Source organism: Cupriavidus sp. GW823-FHT07B10 (assembly GCF_058794355.1).
Genome location: NZ_JBXAGS010000005.1, coordinates 349,761 through 366,493, shown reverse-complemented (window position 1 = coordinate 366,493; position 16,733 = coordinate 349,761). Strand labels below are relative to the sequence as shown.

The window sequence follows — 16,733 nt, the reverse complement described above, 5'->3', positions numbered from 1 at the left end:
GACGTGGCGATGCTATCCGGGTGTGAGGCATGCGGCAGCTCCAAAGCGAGCCGGCCACGATGCCGGACGGGCGGGGCATGGGCTGCCCGCTTATTTGATGTGTGGGAATTTTAGGCGGCCCACGATCGGAAGTCATCGCCAGGAATGAGGATTGCCACGGCCAATGTGCGTCAGCAAACGTTCCTCCCATGCGCAATGTCACTTGCCCCTGGCTCGCTTTCCCATTTCAATGGAGTTGACAGGGAGAAGGGATGAGATCATGGCAGTCACTCGCTTGCAGAGCATTCCCGGCATCGGGGTTGACAGGATGACCGACAAGGCTGGCTCGATGCGTAACGCCAACAGCCATCTGCCTTTCATGGGCCAGCCCGCACTGCGGGAAACCGCAGTCGAACGCGTCCGACGCCTCTCCGGCGTCACATACGGCCCTGATACCGAATGCATCGCCGAGCGGATTCGCCTGGCCCCGATACGTGCAACGCTGAGCGACGAAAATGCCGGCCGCTTCTGGTCATGATGGTTCCGAGGGCAGCGACCGGACCCTGCTGTATTTCGGTTGGCTGACCCTGTTCATCGCTCTGGCAACGCCGGCCGGTTACCTGGTCGATATACAGACGTCGTACCTGCTCAAGAACCAGCTGCATGCGACGGCGACGGAGATCTCGACATTCCGGCTGGTGACGGGCATACCAGTCTACCTTGCGTTCGTTTTTGGCCTCGCGCGCGACCAATGGAATCCGCTGGGATTGCGCGATCGTGGCTTCTTCCTGATTTTCGCCCCGGCGACCGCGGTGGCATTCATCTGGATGGCGTATTCAGGTTTCTCATACGCGGGGCTGGTCATCGGGATGCTGCTGGCAATGCTGTCGTCCCGGTTCATCGCCGCGGCCTATCAGGGGTTGATCGCCCTGGTGGGCCAGGAGAAGCTCATGTCCGGGCGCCTGAGTGCCCTGTTGAACGTGGTCGGCTCCGTCCCGGTCGTTGCGGGAGCGTTCGCCTCCGGGTACATCTCCGATCATCTCGCCGCAAAAGAAGCCTTCCTGCTGATGGCGATGTTCGCCTTTTTGATTGCGGTGCTGGCGCTCTGGAAGCCCGTTTCGGTCTTCGGCCATATCTACGAGAAGCCGCAAGCCAGGGGCACGGATCTCGTTGGCAATGTCAGGCGGCTGGTGAGACATAAGGCTGTTTATCCAGCGGTTCTCATCTGCTTTCTGTGGAACTTTGCGCCAGGAGCGGCCACGCCGCTGCAGTTCTACCTGAGCAATGAGCTGCATGCATCGGATTCCGTTTACTCGTACTACAACGGGATCTTTGCCGCCGCGTTCGTCCCGACATTTCTGCTGTATGGCTTTCTGTGCAAGAAGGTATCGCTGAACAAGCTGCTGTGGTGGGGAACGATCGTCGCAGTGCCGCAGATGGTTCCGCTGGCATTCATCCACTCAGCCAATCTTGCCCTGGTATTGGCGGCACCGATAGGGCTGATGGGCGGTGTCGCCACGGCAGCATACTTCGATCTCGCGATGCGGTCCTGTCCGCCGGGCCTGCAAGGAACCTTGATGATGCTGGTGGATGGCGTTCTCGCGCTCTCGGCGCGTGCCGGCGATCTCCTGGGCTCATGGATCTATAACAGCAGCCCAACGCACGGTTTCACATATTGCGTGATCGCGACTACCGTGGTGTACGCACTGATCCTGCTTTTGATCCCGCTGACGCCAAAGGCATTGATTGCTACCAGGGATGGCGAACCAAGTCCGGAGGTCCAAGCCTAGGCGTCGGCCCGCTGCTGCTCCAGCGTGCGCAATCGCTGGCGGGCGAGGAGGGGGCAGGCCCTAGTAATGTATGGTGGCCGGGCTCTGGATGCCGGCGTTCTCGTCAACGACATACGCTTCGATTCCTGCGCTGCCGCCATTCCACCAGTTTGTCATATCAAAGACAGTCTCGTCGTCCAGCCGCTGGACATGGACACCGTAGATGGTCAGCGGCTTGCCGGGCGCGCAGACCGCGGGCGAAGTCAGTGGCCTCAGGAAGTGAACAGCGCTGGGCGATGTCGTGGATATGTTGGTGACGCGCTGTGCAACGAAGCGGCCTGAGATATTCTGAATCTGCAACGCTGTCTCGACGTCAAGGCCAATCCCTCGGGCGGCCGACGGGTTCGTCAGGACTCCGCCCTCGCAGCCCGAACCGGACCATGGCGCAATGCTTCTTGACAGGAACGTGACCAGCCTGCCCATGCGATCGCGCGTGTCGAAGTGAGGATCGACGAACGTATTGTCCAATGCCGTAGTGTTCAGGAATTCAGGGCCGGAAAACCCTTTCGGGTCAAATGTCATGTACTTGTTGTATGGATCGCTCAGCGCCTGCGTCGATGTGACCGTCCCTTCGATGGCGGAGAAAACGAACTGCCCCAGGACGTTGGCCCCGGCGCTGGTGCCGCCAACAGGAACGTTCTGCTGCATGAGCGCGGCGATGGTCGCGTTGAGCTTCGTACCTTTCCAGAACTTGATGTAGTTGGCCTGATCGCCGCCCGCAATCCACAATGCGTTCGCGCTGCCGACAACGGCGTTTACAAACGGATCATTCGCCGCAGCTGTGTCGGTAATGACCAGCGTTTCCGCCGCAGTCAGGCCGAGGTACGCGCCACCGACATAGCCGTCCACTGCGGGGATATCGGTCGCGTTCTTCTTGTTGCTGTAGTAGAAGTAAGGGTCGTAAGCGTCGGTGCCGGTCGCGCGAATCACGACCATGCGACCGCCCGTTGCTTTGGTAATGCCCGCCTGCCGAATCATCCAGCGAAACGCGCCATCGACATCGGGCCCGCCACCCATGATGACCACCGGCTGTACCGCCCGTGGCTGAGGTGTGGGGAGGGCCTGCACCGGCACTGGATTGCCAGTCATGAAGTACCGTGTACCAGTTACGAAGTAGCTGTAGGTAGTCTTGTCACCTGCAAACGCGGGGGGCATCAGCACCCCAAGTACCACGCTGATACAGGCGACCGCGTAGTACGCCACCACCCTGCAATGCTGTGTGAGCTTGGAAATGAATTCCATGACGTGACACCCCCCTGCCGCTATCTTCTTTGTACAACTCGGTGATGACAGAAAAGCAACGCGCCAAGTCCCTGGAAGAGCTGGCAGATGTCACGTCGCCAGGCAAAAGCTCCCGGCTGTTATTCCGAGCACAAGTGCGGGACGTGCAGGCGTTCCGTTATAGACGCTGGCGCACAAAAACTCCAGCCGACCCTGGTCCCGACAGGAGATGCGGTGAGGCAGACACGACCACCAGCAACAAGGCCGCCATCGCGGCCTGCTTCCGAAGGTCACTACAGGCGGCGCTCGCGCATGCCGGATCGCCATGAGAGCAAAGGTGCCACGGCCATCGGCAAGGTCTGTTTGCTGGCGTACGTTGGCGTTGTACTGTTTGCCAGTCCCCGCCTGGAAGCTTGCGCAACTGGCCTCGCCAAGGCGACGGAGCGCTCAGTCGGCGCACCGTTGAATGAACTGCGTCATGGCGGGCAGGATGGATTCCCGGAAACGCTGGCCGGCGAAGGTGCCGTAGTGACCCACGCCGTCGACGACCAGGTGTTCTTTCCGGTCGGCGGCAAGACCTGCGCAGAGCGCGTGAGCCGCTTCGGTCTGGCCGCGGCCGGTGATGTCATCCTCGCTGCCTTCGATGGTCAGCAATGAAACGTTGGCAATGGCCTCGGGGTAGACACGGCGCTGGCCGACTTCCATGCGGCCGCGGCACAGGTGATGCTCCAGGAAAACCTTCTGGATGGTTTCCAGGTAGTACTCGGCCGGCACGTCGAGCACGGCGTTGTACTCGTCATAGAACTTGCGGTGCCTGGCTGCCTCGGTCTGCCTGCCATCGACCAGGTGGCGGTAGAAGTCGAGGTGCGCACCGGCGTGCTGTGCGACGTTCATCGATACGAAGCCTGCCAGTTGGAGGAAGCCTGGATAAACCCGGCGCCCGTTTCCCGGGTAGCCGGCGGGCACCCGTTCGATGACGTTGGCCTCGAACCACGCCAGCGAATATTGCTGCGCGAACTGGTCGACCGCCGTCGGGCTGACGCGCGTGTCGATCGGCGCGGCGATCAGGGTCATGGAGCGGGGCTGCACCTGCTCGTTGTCTTCGGCCATCTGGGCGACCGCGCAAAGCACCGGGACCCCGGGCTGGCAAACCGCGACGATATGCGTGCCGGCGCCGAGGTATCGCAAGAACTTTTTCAGGTAATCGACATAGCAGCCAAGATCGAAGTGCCCGGCGTCAAGCGGGACCAGGCGCGCATCGGCCCAGTCGGTGATGTAGACATCATGCCCGGGCAGCAATGCCTCGACCGTCGGGCGCAGCAGGGTGGCGTAGTGGCCGGAGAGCGGCGCCACCAGCAACACCCGGGGGCCAGGATTGGACATGTCCTTCCTGAAATGCAGCAGCCGGCAGAAGGGCTCCTCGATGAGCGCGGTCTCGGTGACGGCCACCCGCTGGCCGCGCACGAAGACCTCGTCGATCTCAAAGCTTGGTTTGCCATAGGCCTTGGTCAGCCGGGTGAACAACTCAAGCGCGGCGTCGGCCTCGCGCAGCCCCGGAAGCCAGGCGACCGACTCGCCCCAGAAATTGACTGCACGATAACCTGCCTCGATCATCGCCCCGAGCGGGCCAAGGGACTGCAGCGTGAGTTCCCGCAGAGCATAGAGCGCCATTGCGATTCCCGCCTTTTTGAATTGGTTGGTGTGTTGTTCTGGCGCAGGGGCCGGCAAACCGGGTGCTGCGCAATGCGGGCTTCAGCGCTGTTGGCGTGCCCGACAGCCGCATGGCCGGCTTCGTGCAAGGTGGGCGGGCGGGCGACAGGCTTCTGCCGCGGGTGCGTAGGTGGGAAGGTGGCGCTGGTGCACTGAGAAGTGCTGCGCGCGGCTCAGGTGCCGTCGATGTCGAATGGACTGGCTGCGGGAGGCTCCGGTCTTGCCGTGGCGGCCGTTGCGGCCGGACTGATGCGCGCGGCCCAGGTCGCACGCGAATCGGCTGGAATGCTGCATGATGCCCCCCTACTACTCAAGCCACCAGCATTGCGTCGCAATGCCAGCGGAACAGCTTGCAATCAAGTTACGCCATTTACATTCAGTAACATATTCGATCTAACCCTATTGCAACCCTTTGCATACGTCCTTGGCAACGAAGGAACCTTTGCGGGATCATTCGATGCGAATGTGGCCTTATGTGCAGGCGATATGTGATCCTCTATTGCCAGCAGGGCGGACGCAGCCGGGCCATCTGCTCGGCTATTTGTAAATTTTTGCAAGTTGCGTTCGGGTAAAACGCCAGGCAGGCGGATGTGGTTGACCCGCCCGGTCCCGCTTCCTCGCTGTCACGCTGCCCGGCCAATGACCGGAATCACGCCGAAGGCAACGGTAGCCAGCATCATGACCACTGCCGCCGACAGCGCCCAGAGCAGCGTATAGCGCTGGTGATCGCCAAATTCGACCTCGGCCAGGCCGACCAGCAGGTAGGTCGACGCGACCAGGGGGCTCAGCAGGTGAACCTGCTGCCCGATCAGCGAGGCGCGTCCGATCTCCGCCGCGCCGATGCCATAGACGGCGGCAGCCTTGGCCAGGATCGGCAGGATGCCGAAGTAGAACGCGTCGTTCGAGATAAAGAACGTGAACGGAATGCTCAGCACCCCGGTCACCAGGGCCATGTAGGGACCCATCCAGTCCGGCACGGCGCTGATGACGCTGTTGGCGATGGCGTCGACCATCTTGGTGCCCGACAGGATTCCGACGAAGATGCCGGCGGCGAAAATCAGCGACACCACCGGCACGACGTTGGCGGCATGCGCGCCCATGCGCTCCTTCTGTTCGTGCAGGCTCGGGTAGTTGACCATCAGCGCGATGGCGGATGCGATGATGAACAGCGCAGGCAGCGGCAAGGTGCCGAGAACCAGCAGCACCATCAGGCCGCAGGTTAGCAGGAAGTTGAACCACAGCAGCTTCGGCCTGGCGATCCGCGGATCGCCGGCGGCGGCCTCCGGCATGGCATGGCCGTCATCGCCGGCCCCGGTGCGCATCAGTGCGATGCTGCCAAGCCGGTTGCGTTCGCGGCGGCCGAGCAGGAATGCCACGAACAGGCCCCACATGCCGGTGACAATCATCGGCAGGATCATCGGCACGAACAGCGACCCCACGTCCACGCCCAGCGCGCTGGCGGCACGCGCGGTCGGGCCGCCCCAGGGCAGGATGTTCATCAGCCCGCCGGCCATCATGATCACGCAGGCCAGCACCAGCCGGCTGATGCCCAGGCGCTTGTAGAGCGGGAGCATGGCGGCGCAGGTGATCATGTAAGTGGTCGAGCCGTCGCCGTCGAGCGACACCAGCGCGGCCAGCACGAAGGTGCCCATGATGATCTTGACCGGATCGCCGCCCACTATCTTCAGGATCGCGCGCACCACCGGATCGAACAGCCCGGCATCGATCATCAGGCCGAAATACAGGATGGCGAACATCAGCATCACGCCGGTCGGCGCCAGCTTCTTGACGCCGTCCAGCATCATCGGGCCGAGTTCCGGGCCGAAACCGCCGATCGCGGCGAACGCAATCGGAACCAGGATCAGCGCCACCATGGCGGAGAGCCGTTTTGTCATGATCAATGCCATGAACACGATCACCATCGAATAGGCGAGCAGGGTCAACATCTTTTTCTGTATCTCTTTGCCGCCCTGCAGCGTGGGGCGCATGCGGGCGGGTGTGTGTGTGCGTCCGTGCGGCGCACGAGGTTAAAAGCAAGGCCGATCCCGCCGGCACGACAGGGCGTGCCGGGTATGGAATGACCGCGGAGGGTGGCAGTCTTGCGCGCTGGCCCGGGCGGGCCGCGCGGGCGCGGCTCAGCTGGCGGAAGCGATGCGTTTCACTACCGCGTCCGCGAACTGCAGCGTGGTGGCCGTGCCGTGGAGGTCGCCGGTCTTCACCTGGTCCTGGACCAGCGTCAGCTCGATGGCCGTGCGCAGGCGCGTGGCCAGGTCCTGGCGGCCCACGTGGTCGAGCATCAGGCCGGCGGCCAGCATCAGCGAGATCGGGTTGGCAATGCCTTTGCCGGCGATGTCTGGCGCCGAGCCGTGCACCGCCTCGAAGATCGCGGCCTGGTCGCCGATGTTGGCGCCCGGCGCCATGCCAAGCCCGCCAACCAGGCCGGCGATCTGGTCCGACAGGATGTCGCCGAACAGGTTGGTACAGAGCAGCATGTCGAAGCGCCACGGGTTGAGCACCAGCTGCATGGCGCAGGCGTCGACAATGATGTCGTCCATGTCCACGCGGCCCGCGTAGTCCCTGGCGACCTCGCGCGCCGCTTCCAGGAAGATGCCGGTGAGCGCCTTCAGGATATTGGCCTTGTGCACCACCGTGATCTTCTTGCGGCCGTTCCTGACGGCGTACTCGAAGGCGAAGCGGGCAATGCGCCGGCACGCGTCGCGCGTGTTGGTGCCGGTGGACACCGCCACCGCATGCGGGTCGTCGCCAACCGGGATGTAGTAGTCATGGGCCACATAGAAGCCGCCGACGTTCTCGCGCACCAGCACCAGGTCGATATTCTCGAAGCGGCCCGGCACCAGCGTGCGGGCAGGGCGCACGTTGGCATAGAGGTTGAACGCCTCGCGCAGGCGCACATTGACCGAGCGGAAGCCACCGCCCACCGGCGTGGTCAGCGGCCCCTTCAGGGCCAGGCCGGTGCGGCCGATGCTGTCCAGCGTGTCTTGCGGCAGGGGATCGCCGCTGTATTCGACGCCGGCCATCCCCGCGCGCCGGATATCCCAGGCAAACGGGGCGCCCAGCGCTTCCAGCACCCTGACGGTGGCGTCCACTACTTCGGGACCGATCCCGTCGCCTGGGATCAGCGTGGCCGGGATCTGTTCGCGTGCACCGTTTTCCATTTGCGTTCCTGTCGTGAATTGAGCGTTTCGCTGGCCGGCCAGGGCGCCGGGCCAGGGAGGCTGTGTTTCTCGTCGCCGGGGGGCGCCGGTTGCGGATTCCGGCGTTTGCCGCCGGTCCGGATGACCAGGGGCCCGATTCTAGGCGGGGAAGGCTGTCAGGAAACTGTCAATGTGCCGGCTATGTCATTGGGGTTTACGCGGAGGGCGACGAACCCTGCTGACGGAGAACGACCGACGAATCGGGGCCGGCGACAGTGAAAGCATCGCCGGTGCAGTGCGCCAGGACTGGCCGCGACGATGAACGTGCACTGACGCCCGGAGCCGCGCTAAGCGGGCAGGCGTGCCGCCTTGAATTGTTTCCAGAGGCAGCGCAGCGGCTGCCGGTCAATGCTGACAGCCCTTGCGATATAGCCGCGCGCATAGCCACAGCCAATGGCAAGCTGCTCCCGCTCTGTCGCCAGGCGCAGCAACAATCCCTCTGCAACCGCCATATCATTGCGCCATCCCAGGTCATCCTGCAGGCGCGACAGTTGCCGGCGATAGCGGCGCACCTTATTCGCGGCAAACAAGGATTCAAAGAACTCGGTCGCGTAGCGCAGCTTCTTTGCGGCGATACGCGCACGATGGCGCCGCTGCTCATCGAGCTTTGCCATGCCCCGCCCCCGCTTGAGCAGCCTGCGTTGCCGTTTGCGCAGCGTGGCCAGCGCGAAGTCCCTGGCGGGTCCCGTGAGTGCCGCGCGCTGCGCCTCGTCAAGGCCATGGCGCCAGTCCGCGCTGCCCAGCCAATGGCTCAGCGTCAGGATCAGCCGGGTGTAACGATCGGAATTCACGGCCTGGGCCGCGCGTTGCCGCGCATCGGCTGCGACTGCCTTCGCCGCGGCAAGCACCGCGCCCGCGCCCACGTCCTCCGGCGCCCCATCGAATGCGTCACGCAAGGTGGTGTTGGCAAGCACTTCCCAGTCACGTGCGGGGCCCAGTTCATCGGCAATCCATTTGAGGTTCGATTGCAGTGCCGGCGGGCAGGCCAGCAGCGGCTCGAAGATATCAAGCGCGGAGCGCAGGCGACGCAGGCCGACACGCATCTGGTGCACGCTCTCCGGATTGGAGCCATTGACCACGCCGCGTTCGTTCCCCGAGATTTGCGCCAGGCAGCTCTCGGCAATGCACTGAAACACGGCTTCAGCCGACCCTGCTTCGGCCAGTCTGAGGGGCTCCGCCCGTACCGCTTCATTGGCCTCGTCAGCGACCAGCGCATAGCCACGGTCGCCTTTGCTGGCGCGGCTCAGGCGCATTGGCACTGCGTCGAGCAGCCGCAGGGCAAACGCTGACAGATGGGCGGGCTCACCGGTCTGGATCTCCATCTCAAGCTCGCGGATCGGCTCCGTGGCGTCGTTCGCGCGGACAACGCCGCGATCGACCGCCAGTTCGACCTCGTCCCCCTGTGGCAAGCGCAACAGCAGCACCGTGCGCCGGACATCCGTGATGAAGATCGGCTTCAGCCGTTCCGCCAGGTCGCCTTCACGCAGCAGCGTCCCCAGCGCAGTGCCCTCGGGCAATTTGTCTCGCAGTGCACCAAGATCTGGCGTATTTCCGGGAACTGCCGACTCAAACTCTTCCCGCTCGTAAAGCGCCCCATGCTGCGTGCCCCCGGTCTTCAACGTCTGTACATAATGTTCACCTGCTTGCCGCACGCGCAGCGAGGCGTGCATACGCCGAAAAGCAAGATCCGACGTATCGAAATACGTGCTCACGAGCCTGTCTTCGTGCGGCGGCTCCACGCAGCAGGACGACACCAGGGGCAAGCCGATCAGCCCTTCGGCCTGGTCCTGCAGCAACTCGAGCTTGAGTTCGCGCTCCATTTATCCGAGCTTTGCCGTGCCCTCGAATTTTTCGAATACCCTGGCCTGGACTGCGTTCATCACTGCAAGGGTCTCGTCACTGGCAGGGCCGCTGGTCGTCACCCCGGTGGCGTTCTTCGGCTTCGAGCCGCACGGGTCGAAGACAAAGACCGTATCGAACTTTCCGGACGATTCTTTCTTCAGGCGCCGGTTGAGTGCTTTCAGGTATCGCTTCTTGTCAGTCTTTGACATAGGTTCCAAGGTTATCTGCGGTGGCAATAACGACCCAGGTCATTGAACCATCTGCTTAATGAACTCACTTCACCAGGCAGCACTGCTAGTGCGACTGGCTTGCATTCGACTCCCCGCCGGGAAAGGGGCTTTCGTGCTCCCGCAACTTCTGCAGCGATCGGGTCAGCCTGGCGCCGTGCTTGCGGTCCGCGGCCAGCAGCAGGGCCTCTATGCCGTCGTCCAGGCCCGCCAGCTCGCGGTCACCCGGTAGCCTGGTCGCTTTCATCTGCTGCAATTCGTTGGCAATGCGCTTGCCCAGCTTGCGCACAAACTCCGGGTCAAGGTGACCTTGCGCTGCAGCACCTCCAATATGCTCGATCAAGCGCATCAGACCTTCGGGGGTGGTCTCGGTCGCAGATGGTATTTCGTGTGTCATTGGCGGCTCCAGTGGGCGCGTCAGATCATTTTACGCAGCGAATGCTCGTAAGATGGTACGTATTTCGCGGGACCAGTGCGATCAGATTCGCCTCGATATGCGCAATACGCCAGCTAGAATCGGGAAGGATTCCCCCGCACCGACATTCCAATCATGAAACCCGAATCCGATCCCATGCAGAATGCGCCGCCAATTGACGCGGAGGAGGGGCGCCTCGGCACCCCGGTCGACCCGGATGGCCTGCTGAATGGCAATGAGCTCTATATCAACCGCGAACTCAGCCAGCTGGAGTTCTTCGGCCGCGTGCTGGAGCAGGCCGCCGATCCCGCGGTGCCGCTGCTTGAGCGCCTGCGTGCCCTGTGTACCTTCAGCAGCAATCTGGATGAGTTCTACGAGATCCGCGTGGCCGGCCTGAAGGAGCAGTGCTTGCTTCAGTCTCCGGTGGTCGGCCCGGACGGGCTGACGCCGCAGGCGGTCTATGCCAGGGTCAACCAACGGGTCCGGGAACTGGTCGATCAGCAGTACCGCCTGTTCAATGACATGCTGATTCCGGCCATGGCCGAGCAGCAGATCCGCTTCTTGCGGCGGCCCTCGTGGAACCTCGCGCAGGCGGAATGGATCCGGGAGTTCTTCTTCGCCGAACTGATGCCAGTCCTGACGCCGATCGGCCTGGACCCGGCGCATCCGTTTCCACGGGTGCTCAACAAAAGCCTGAATTTCGCCGTTGAACTCGAGGGCAAGGATGCGTTCGGGCGCAACTCCGGCTATGCGATCGTGCAGGCGCCACGAGCGTTGCCGCGGGTGATCGCCCTGCCACCGGAGATCGCCGGATGCGAGCATGGCTTTGTGTTCCTTTCTTCCATCCTGCATGCCCACGTCGGCGAGCTGTTCAGTGGCATGACCGTGCGCGGCTGCTATCAGTTCCGCGTGACCCGCAACAGCGAACTGTTCGTGGACGAGGAAGAGGTCAAGAACCTGCGCGAGGCGCTGCAAGGCGAACTGCCGCACCGTCATTATGGTGATGCGGTCCGGCTGGAAGTGGCTGACAACTGCACGCCGGCAATGACTGGGTTCCTGCAGCAGCAGTTCGGCCTGGCGGCAAGCGAGGTGTTCTCCGTCAACGGACCGGTCAACCTGGTTCGCCTGATGCAGGTGCCAGATCAGGTGGACCGGCCGGAACTGAAGTACCTGCCTTTCCGGGCCGGCCTGCCGAAGGTGCTGCACGAGCATTCCGATATCTTCCGCGCCATTCGCGAGGGCGACATCCTGCTGCATCACCCGTTCCAGTCGTTCACACCGGTGGTGGACTTTGTCAGGCAGGCGGCACAGGACCCCGATGTGGTGGCAATCAGCCAGACGGTGTATCGGGCCGGGCACGACTCGGTCCTGCTCTCGGCACTGATTGAGGCCGCGCGCAACGGCAAGGAAGTCACCGTCGTGGTGGAACTGCTGGCCCGCTTCGATGAAGAGGCCAATATCGGTTGGGCAACGCAACTGGAGGAAGTCGGCGCGCATGTCATCTATGGGGTCGTCGGCTTCAAGGCGCACGCCAAGATGGTGATGGTCTTGCGACGCGAGGGTGGGAAGCTCCGGCGCTATGTGCATCTCGGAACCGGGAACTATCACCACCAGACCACGCGCACCTATACGGATTTTGGATTGCTCACCTGCAATGAGTCGCTGACGCAGGATGTGGCGCAAGTGTTCAGCCAGCTGACTGGTCGTGGCCAGACCCATTGCATGACCCATATCTGGCAATCGCCCTTCACCTTGAAGACGGGGTTGCTTGAAGCGATCCGGCGCGAAGCCGGGCACGCTAGGGCCGGTCGCAAGGGATGGATCGTGGTCAAGATGAATGCGCTGCTGGAACCCGACCTGATTCAGGCGCTGTACGACGCCTCACGCGACGGAGTCCGTATCGACCTGATCATCCGGGGCGCCTGTGCGCTGCGCCCCGGCGTTGCCGGCCTGTCGGAGAACATTACGGTGAAATCCGTCATGGGCCGGTTTCTCGAGCACTCGCGCATCTTTTATTTTCACGATGGCGGGGCGGAAAAGGTCATGCTATCCAGCGGTGAATGGATGGAGCGAAGCCTGTCCCGGCGGATCGAGATCTGCTTTCCCATCCTTGATGCCGGGTTGAAGGAGCGCGTTATCGCGGAAGGGCTGAAACCGTACCTGGCAGACCGGCGTGACACCTGGCAGATGGCGCCGGACGGAACATACGAGCGTCAGGCCTCGCGTGACGGCGAGGGCGCGCAGAATATCCTGCTGTCGGCGTTGACGTGAGCCCTGCATAAGGGCCACGCTGGCGCGGCACCGCGCCTGCGTGGCCGTGCCGCTGCTCAACCGAGATCGTCCTGGATCGGCCGGTGTCTGAACACCGCGCGGATGATGCCATGGTCGTTGGTGCCCAGGCCCTTGTGATCGCTAAAGTTCAGGTGATCGTTGTTGATAATGAGCCCGTCGAACAGCCAGCGGCGCCGCTTGCTGTTGTCATATAGCTGCTCGCTGACCAGGATGTGATCAAGCGATTCGCGAAAATCCTGGAAGACATGGGTGTAGTAGACATCGCGCGTGTCCCGGTATTCCTGCAATGTCTGCGCGGTATAGAGCGCAATATCGCCACCACCGACCGAGTCACCCACCAGATAGGCAGGCTGCTCGGTCAGGATATTGGCGGTATTGCTCAGTTGGCCGTCGTTGATATCGCCCATCACCACCACTGCGGTGTTGTTGCCTTTCATGCTGTCGGTCAGCATGAAGCGCAGCGCGGCCGCTTCGGCGGTACGCCGGATCGTCGACAACGCAGCGCCGACGGCTTTGGCATGTTTCGCGTAGATTTCCTTTTCATACCAGGCCTCGCCATCGATCCGGGTCGGCTGCTTCGACTTGAAATGGCAAACGTACATGTGCATGGCAGGCTCATCCTCGCGCGGCCGGATGGTGAAATGCAGGACCGGCCGGGAAAAGCCGCGAATACTGACGCTGATCTGCGGTGTCTGCGGATCGTCTCCCTTCGATTTCAGCACGAATTTCTCGGGAAAATCGGCGATCCACTCGGCCTCGCCTGCGAGCAACCCGCGGCGGACGATGGCTGCGCACACAATGCCCTTGCCATTGGCGTTGTCCGGCACCAGCACGTCATAGGCATCGGCCAGGCCGGCGGCCTCGACTGCCGCGAGCAGCGCGTCGCCATGCCACAGCTCCTGGAATCCGACCACGTCGGCGTCGATCAGCTTCAGCTGGCTCGCCGTCCAGGCGATCTTGCGCTCGTATTCCTGCTCGCTCCAGCCGTTGCGGTCGGTATAGAGAGGCAGGCCCGGCACATTCAGGTTGTACAGGTTGAACGTCGCGATACTTAGTGTCTTCAGGTTCATGGCGGACTCTCCGTTGGCGCATGCGCGAATCGCCCCCGGAGTTCAGCAAGCCTGGCGCCCGGTGTCTATCTCGTTTCGATGACAATCGCCGGGCCACGCGAGGATACCCGCGGGTCGACATCTCACAGCCCGATCGTGCCGAGTGGGTATTCGGACAGTGGCCTGCCTTCACCATTAATTTTCTGTCGCCCATGACGTTTCATTTGCTATACATACTTTTTCCGACTGCTCTGGCGGCCTGTCTAATACTTCCTCGCTAAGCCGTTCAGCTCGCGCCGGCATTCCACTCCAGTGGCGATTGGCGGCATTTTCGGGGCGCTGGAAAACAGTGTCCGCGGTGGCTGCCGGAGCCTCCGGAAGCCACTTTCCATGGCCGGAAATGCCTTGTCCTGCAAGGCTTCACGGGAATTACGCAGCCCCGCGGCGACTGTACCCCGTGAATAGTGCCGAGCGCTCCGGCATTATCCCGCGCGGGCATTTTCATCCGCGCTGCGGGACGCCATTTCGCATAACCGAAGCTCGTCCATAGAGCCGATTTTCCATTCCGATTCCGCCAGCTAGATTGACCTCATCGTTGGCGCTTGCCAAGGCTGACGAATTCTATGTGCTCAAAAGCCAGGGAAAGGGGTCCATCCATGAAACGCATCCATTTGAAACTTGTGGCTTTGCCGCTCGCCTGTCTGGTCATCACGGCCGCCGGTTGCGGGGGAGGCGGGGGGGGCGAATCGACGCCTGCCAGCGCCGCCGCCACAGCCCCAGGCACGGGAACGTCAGCGCCAGCGTCACCCACGACGCCAACAACGCCCGCAACGCAGACCGCCGCCAGCAGCAGCGCCATGCTGTCGGGTACCACTGATCCCGGGCCCGAGATCGGCAAGGACGGGGACTTCTACCTGAATACCGTGACCTGGATGCTGTTCGGGCCCAAGGCAAACGGCACGTGGCCGGCAGGGGTTTCGGTGGCGGGTACCGGCAATACCGGAGCGGCCGGGAACACCATCCTGTCCGGCTCGGTCGATCCGACCGACAGCGTCGGCAACAATGGCGACTACTACATCAATACCTCCACCTCGACCCTGTTCGGGCCCAAGGCAAACGGCACGTGGCCGCCGGGCGTCCAGATGGGTGGCGGCACCGGGTCGGGCACCGGTGGCGGCGTCGTCCTGACGGGCGCGGGGGCACCAGCCAACAGCGTTGGCAACAATGGCGACTACTACCTCGACACCGACACCTGGACGCTGTACGGGCCCAAGGCCAATGACGTGTGGCCGGCAGGGGTCTCGCTGGTCACCCAGCCGGGCGGCAGCGGCGGCACCGGCGGCACCGGTGGCGGCACTGCAGGCAATGGCGGTCACATCCTGTACGGCAGCGGTGCGCCGACCGACGACATCGGCGTCGATGGCGACTTCTATTTCGACACCACGACCTCGACGCTGTACGGTCCCAAGGCGGGCGGCAAGTGGCCAACTTCGGGCGTGAGCATGGGGACAGGCACCGTCTACAACGGCAACTTCAACGTGCCAGCCACGCTCAGCCGCGGCAACTATGCCATGACCGGCGCCGGCGGGGCGGTTCCCTTGCCTTCGGACTTCGGCGTCGTGATCCCCTACGATTGCAGCCGTGTCACGCTCACTGCCACCACACTCGGCAAGGTGCAGGGAACGCTGGACATTTCGGTGCACACGGTGACAGGGGCCGGCGCTTCAGCGACCATCACGCCGGTCAGGGACCTGAGCTGCAAGATCAGCAATGGCCAGCAGAGCTGCAGCCAGGAGGTGCCGTCCGGAACCGTCAACCGCAACGACAAGCTGCAGGTACAGGTCGACACCAACCAGGCCACCGATTGGGGAGGCCTCACCGTCAAGCTTGCCTGCGTCATCTAAGCCGGTTGGACGGGGGCGCGCGTCTGTGCCGGGGAGGGCAGACCGGCGCCTGAGCGGAGGCAGGGCAAATTGCCCTGCCTCCTTTTCATTTCCCCAAGGCGCCTGGCATGGTGAACGACTGCGTGCAGCGCGTTCGGCTTGACCTATTGCATACCGGGACAGTGCGGAGCGCCGATGACCCCGGCCGGGTTGACCGAGGATGTCGGCCACCGCTACGAGATGCGGTTTCCGCTCAACGTGACCTGTCGGTGGGGACCTGGCAGAGCAGTTCGGGCAACACGTCGGCATCGCCGACGCCCTGATGCGTCATCGGAGCCGCGCCTGTCTGGCCGGACAATGACTAGCCACCAGCGCGGACCACATCCTCAGCCGGCAGCCTGCCCCGCAGGCATAGTGCCCTGAGCGTCGAGGCAAGCAGCCGCTCCCAACGGCGCCGCCATGATGGCCGCATCGCGTCGCCGGGCCACGGGCACGGCTGTGCCGGCTCCGTATCGGCTGACACGGCCGCTTGCAGCGTTGGCTGCGCGAAGACGGCGTGCCCGCTGTACTGGGTCAGCAGTTCCTCGCGGCTGACTTCCTGCACCCCACCGCCCCAGCCTGGCAGGGCGACGAGAAACCGTCCGTGCTCGCAGCGCTGCAGCAGTACGCACGGCCTGTTCTTGTCCAGCAACAGCATGGCCGGTATCGAGGTATCCGGGATATCGTCGAGGTCGTGCTCCGCCAGCCGGGTCGACAAGCCGGCGCGCGCCGCCGCAGTGCAGAGCAGCGGCAACGTCAGGGCCTGCCCGTCCAGCGGCAGCCCTTCCAGCAGGACCGCTGAAGGCACCGTCCGTTGCAGGGCCCGGTTCAGCAACAGCAGGCAGCCCAGCAACGGATCGTCCGCAGCCGTGAGCCGGCTCATTGCGGCAGGAGGCTCCCGGCGGCCAGCAATGAAATGCAGGTCGGAAGTGCCGGGATGCACCGTGGGCCTTATCCTGGGTTGCTGTGTGCGCCGCGATGGCGCTGATTCAGCTTCGATGTCTTTTGCTGGCGCCTCGCATCGTGCAAGGT

General features: G+C 63.3%; 14 protein-coding genes and 1 pseudogene. 5 read left to right on the top strand and 10 right to left on the bottom strand.

All coding sequences use genetic code 11. The features are described 5' to 3' along the window. The first annotated feature begins 259 nt into the window (after positions 1–259). Both AC1Q6V_RS14030 and AC1Q6V_RS14025 read left to right on the top strand, forming a co-directional pair. Complete coding sequence (locus tag AC1Q6V_RS14030; protein ID WP_136227857.1) at positions 260–517, top strand: hypothetical protein; 258 nt, start codon at positions 260–262, stop codon at positions 515–517. Further along, on the top strand, positions 495–1,769 hold the full coding sequence (locus AC1Q6V_RS14025) for an MFS transporter (protein WP_010809737.1): 1,275 nt from the start codon (positions 495–497) through the stop codon (positions 1,767–1,769). The genes AC1Q6V_RS14030 and AC1Q6V_RS14025 overlap by 23 nt, the downstream gene beginning before the upstream one ends. Positions 1,770–1,829: 60 nt before the next feature. On the opposite strand, the gene AC1Q6V_RS14020 is transcribed toward AC1Q6V_RS14025, so the two are convergent. Together AC1Q6V_RS14020 and AC1Q6V_RS14015 are read right to left on the bottom strand one after the other, a co-directional pair. Further along, on the bottom strand, positions 1,830–3,050 hold the full coding sequence (locus tag AC1Q6V_RS14020; RefSeq protein ID WP_010809738.1) for a cyanophycinase: 1,221 nt from the start codon (positions 3,048–3,050) through the stop codon (positions 1,830–1,832). A gap of 426 nt (positions 3,051–3,476) precedes the next feature. Then, entirely contained in the window at positions 3,477–4,700 is a 1,224-nt protein-coding gene (locus AC1Q6V_RS14015; protein ID WP_010809739.1) for a polyhydroxyalkanoate depolymerase, read from the bottom strand. A 225-nt stretch (positions 4,701–4,925) separates the two neighbouring features. Between AC1Q6V_RS14015 and AC1Q6V_RS14010 the strand changes: the two genes are divergently transcribed. After that, positions 4,926–5,231, top strand: a complete 306-nt coding sequence (locus AC1Q6V_RS14010) for a hypothetical protein (protein ID WP_136227858.1) — start codon at positions 4,926–4,928, stop codon at positions 5,229–5,231. A gap of 131 nt (positions 5,232–5,362) precedes the next feature. Here AC1Q6V_RS14010 and AC1Q6V_RS14005 read toward each other — a convergent pair whose 3' ends face one another. The 5 genes from AC1Q6V_RS14005 to AC1Q6V_RS13985 form a co-directional block, all read right to left on the bottom strand. Then, on the bottom strand, positions 5,363–6,685 hold the full coding sequence (locus tag AC1Q6V_RS14005) for a CitMHS family transporter (RefSeq protein ID WP_439672615.1): 1,323 nt from the start codon (positions 6,683–6,685) through the stop codon (positions 5,363–5,365). A gap of 189 nt (positions 6,686–6,874) precedes the next feature. After that, the gene (locus AC1Q6V_RS14000) at positions 6,875–7,915 is read right to left on the bottom strand and encodes an isocitrate/isopropylmalate dehydrogenase family protein (RefSeq protein ID WP_010809741.1); all 1,041 of its coding nucleotides are present in this window, start codon (positions 7,913–7,915) and stop codon (positions 6,875–6,877) included. A gap of 326 nt (positions 7,916–8,241) precedes the next feature. Further along, a complete protein-coding gene (locus AC1Q6V_RS13995) occupies positions 8,242–9,774 on the bottom strand; it encodes a CYTH and CHAD domain-containing protein (RefSeq protein ID WP_454750575.1) in 1,533 nt (510 codons plus the stop codon). Beyond that, positions 9,775–10,005 (bottom strand): hypothetical protein, encoded by a 231-nt coding sequence (locus AC1Q6V_RS13990; protein WP_041688054.1) that lies wholly within the window; start codon positions 10,003–10,005, stop codon positions 9,775–9,777. Between the two features lie 85 nt (positions 10,006–10,090). Continuing rightward, positions 10,091–10,372: a hypothetical protein gene (locus AC1Q6V_RS13985; RefSeq protein ID WP_010809744.1), complete on the bottom strand. Its 282-nt coding sequence runs from the start codon at positions 10,370–10,372 to the stop codon at positions 10,091–10,093. Positions 10,373–10,573: 201 nt separating this feature from the next. Between AC1Q6V_RS13985 and ppk1 the strand changes: the two genes are divergently transcribed. Beyond that, positions 10,574–12,709, top strand: a complete 2,136-nt coding sequence (ppk1, locus tag AC1Q6V_RS13980) for a polyphosphate kinase 1 (RefSeq protein WP_439672618.1) — start codon at positions 10,574–10,576, stop codon at positions 12,707–12,709. Between the two features lie 56 nt (positions 12,710–12,765). On the opposite strand, the gene AC1Q6V_RS13975 is transcribed toward ppk1, so the two are convergent. Then, positions 12,766–13,800: an endonuclease/exonuclease/phosphatase family protein gene (locus tag AC1Q6V_RS13975; protein ID WP_010809746.1), complete on the bottom strand. Its 1,035-nt coding sequence runs from the start codon at positions 13,798–13,800 to the stop codon at positions 12,766–12,768. 635 nt (positions 13,801–14,435) lie between these two features. Here AC1Q6V_RS13975 and AC1Q6V_RS13970 point away from each other — a divergent pair. Continuing rightward, a complete protein-coding gene (locus tag AC1Q6V_RS13970) occupies positions 14,436–15,683 on the top strand; it encodes a hypothetical protein (RefSeq protein ID WP_037024008.1) in 1,248 nt (415 codons plus the stop codon). A gap of 238 nt (positions 15,684–15,921) precedes the next feature. Here the strand turns inward: AC1Q6V_RS13970 and AC1Q6V_RS13965 are convergent. Then, a pseudogene (locus AC1Q6V_RS13965) lies at positions 15,922–16,017 on the bottom strand (IS5/IS1182 family transposase); the annotation flags it as partial. A gap of 6 nt (positions 16,018–16,023) precedes the next feature. Continuing rightward, positions 16,024–16,584, bottom strand: a complete 561-nt coding sequence (locus AC1Q6V_RS13960) for a cysteine peptidase family C39 domain-containing protein (RefSeq protein WP_010809748.1) — start codon at positions 16,582–16,584, stop codon at positions 16,024–16,026. Between the last annotated feature and the right edge of the window lie 149 nt (positions 16,585–16,733).

Coding starts and splice junctions, on each gene's coding strand:
- AC1Q6V_RS14030 (WP_136227857.1), top strand. CDS start 260: ATGGCAGTCACTCGCTTGCAGAGCATTCCCGGCATCGGGGTTGACAGG.
- AC1Q6V_RS14025 (WP_010809737.1), top strand. CDS start 495: ATGCCGGCCGCTTCTGGTCATGATGGTTCCGAGGGCAGCGACCGGACC.
- AC1Q6V_RS14020 (WP_010809738.1), bottom strand. CDS start 3,050: ATGGAATTCATTTCCAAGCTCACACAGCATTGCAGGGTGGTGGCGTAC.
- AC1Q6V_RS14015 (WP_010809739.1), bottom strand. CDS start 4,700: ATGGCGCTCTATGCTCTGCGGGAACTCACGCTGCAGTCCCTTGGCCCG.
- AC1Q6V_RS14010 (WP_136227858.1), top strand. CDS start 4,926: ATGTCGAATGGACTGGCTGCGGGAGGCTCCGGTCTTGCCGTGGCGGCC.
- AC1Q6V_RS14005 (WP_439672615.1), bottom strand. CDS start 6,685: ATGTTGACCCTGCTCGCCTATTCGATGGTGATCGTGTTCATGGCATTG.
- AC1Q6V_RS14000 (WP_010809741.1), bottom strand. CDS start 7,915: ATGGAAAACGGTGCACGCGAACAGATCCCGGCCACGCTGATCCCAGGC.
- AC1Q6V_RS13995 (WP_454750575.1), bottom strand. CDS start 9,774: ATGGAGCGCGAACTCAAGCTCGAGTTGCTGCAGGACCAGGCCGAAGGG.
- AC1Q6V_RS13990 (WP_041688054.1), bottom strand. CDS start 10,005: ATGTCAAAGACTGACAAGAAGCGATACCTGAAAGCACTCAACCGGCGC.
- AC1Q6V_RS13985 (WP_010809744.1), bottom strand. CDS start 10,372: ATGCGCTTGATCGAGCATATTGGAGGTGCTGCAGCGCAAGGTCACCTT.
- ppk1 (WP_439672618.1), top strand. CDS start 10,574: ATGAAACCCGAATCCGATCCCATGCAGAATGCGCCGCCAATTGACGCG.
- AC1Q6V_RS13975 (WP_010809746.1), bottom strand. CDS start 13,800: ATGAACCTGAAGACACTAAGTATCGCGACGTTCAACCTGTACAACCTG.
- AC1Q6V_RS13970 (WP_037024008.1), top strand. CDS start 14,436: ATGAAACGCATCCATTTGAAACTTGTGGCTTTGCCGCTCGCCTGTCTG.
- AC1Q6V_RS13960 (WP_010809748.1), bottom strand. CDS start 16,584: ATGAGCCGGCTCACGGCTGCGGACGATCCGTTGCTGGGCTGCCTGCTG.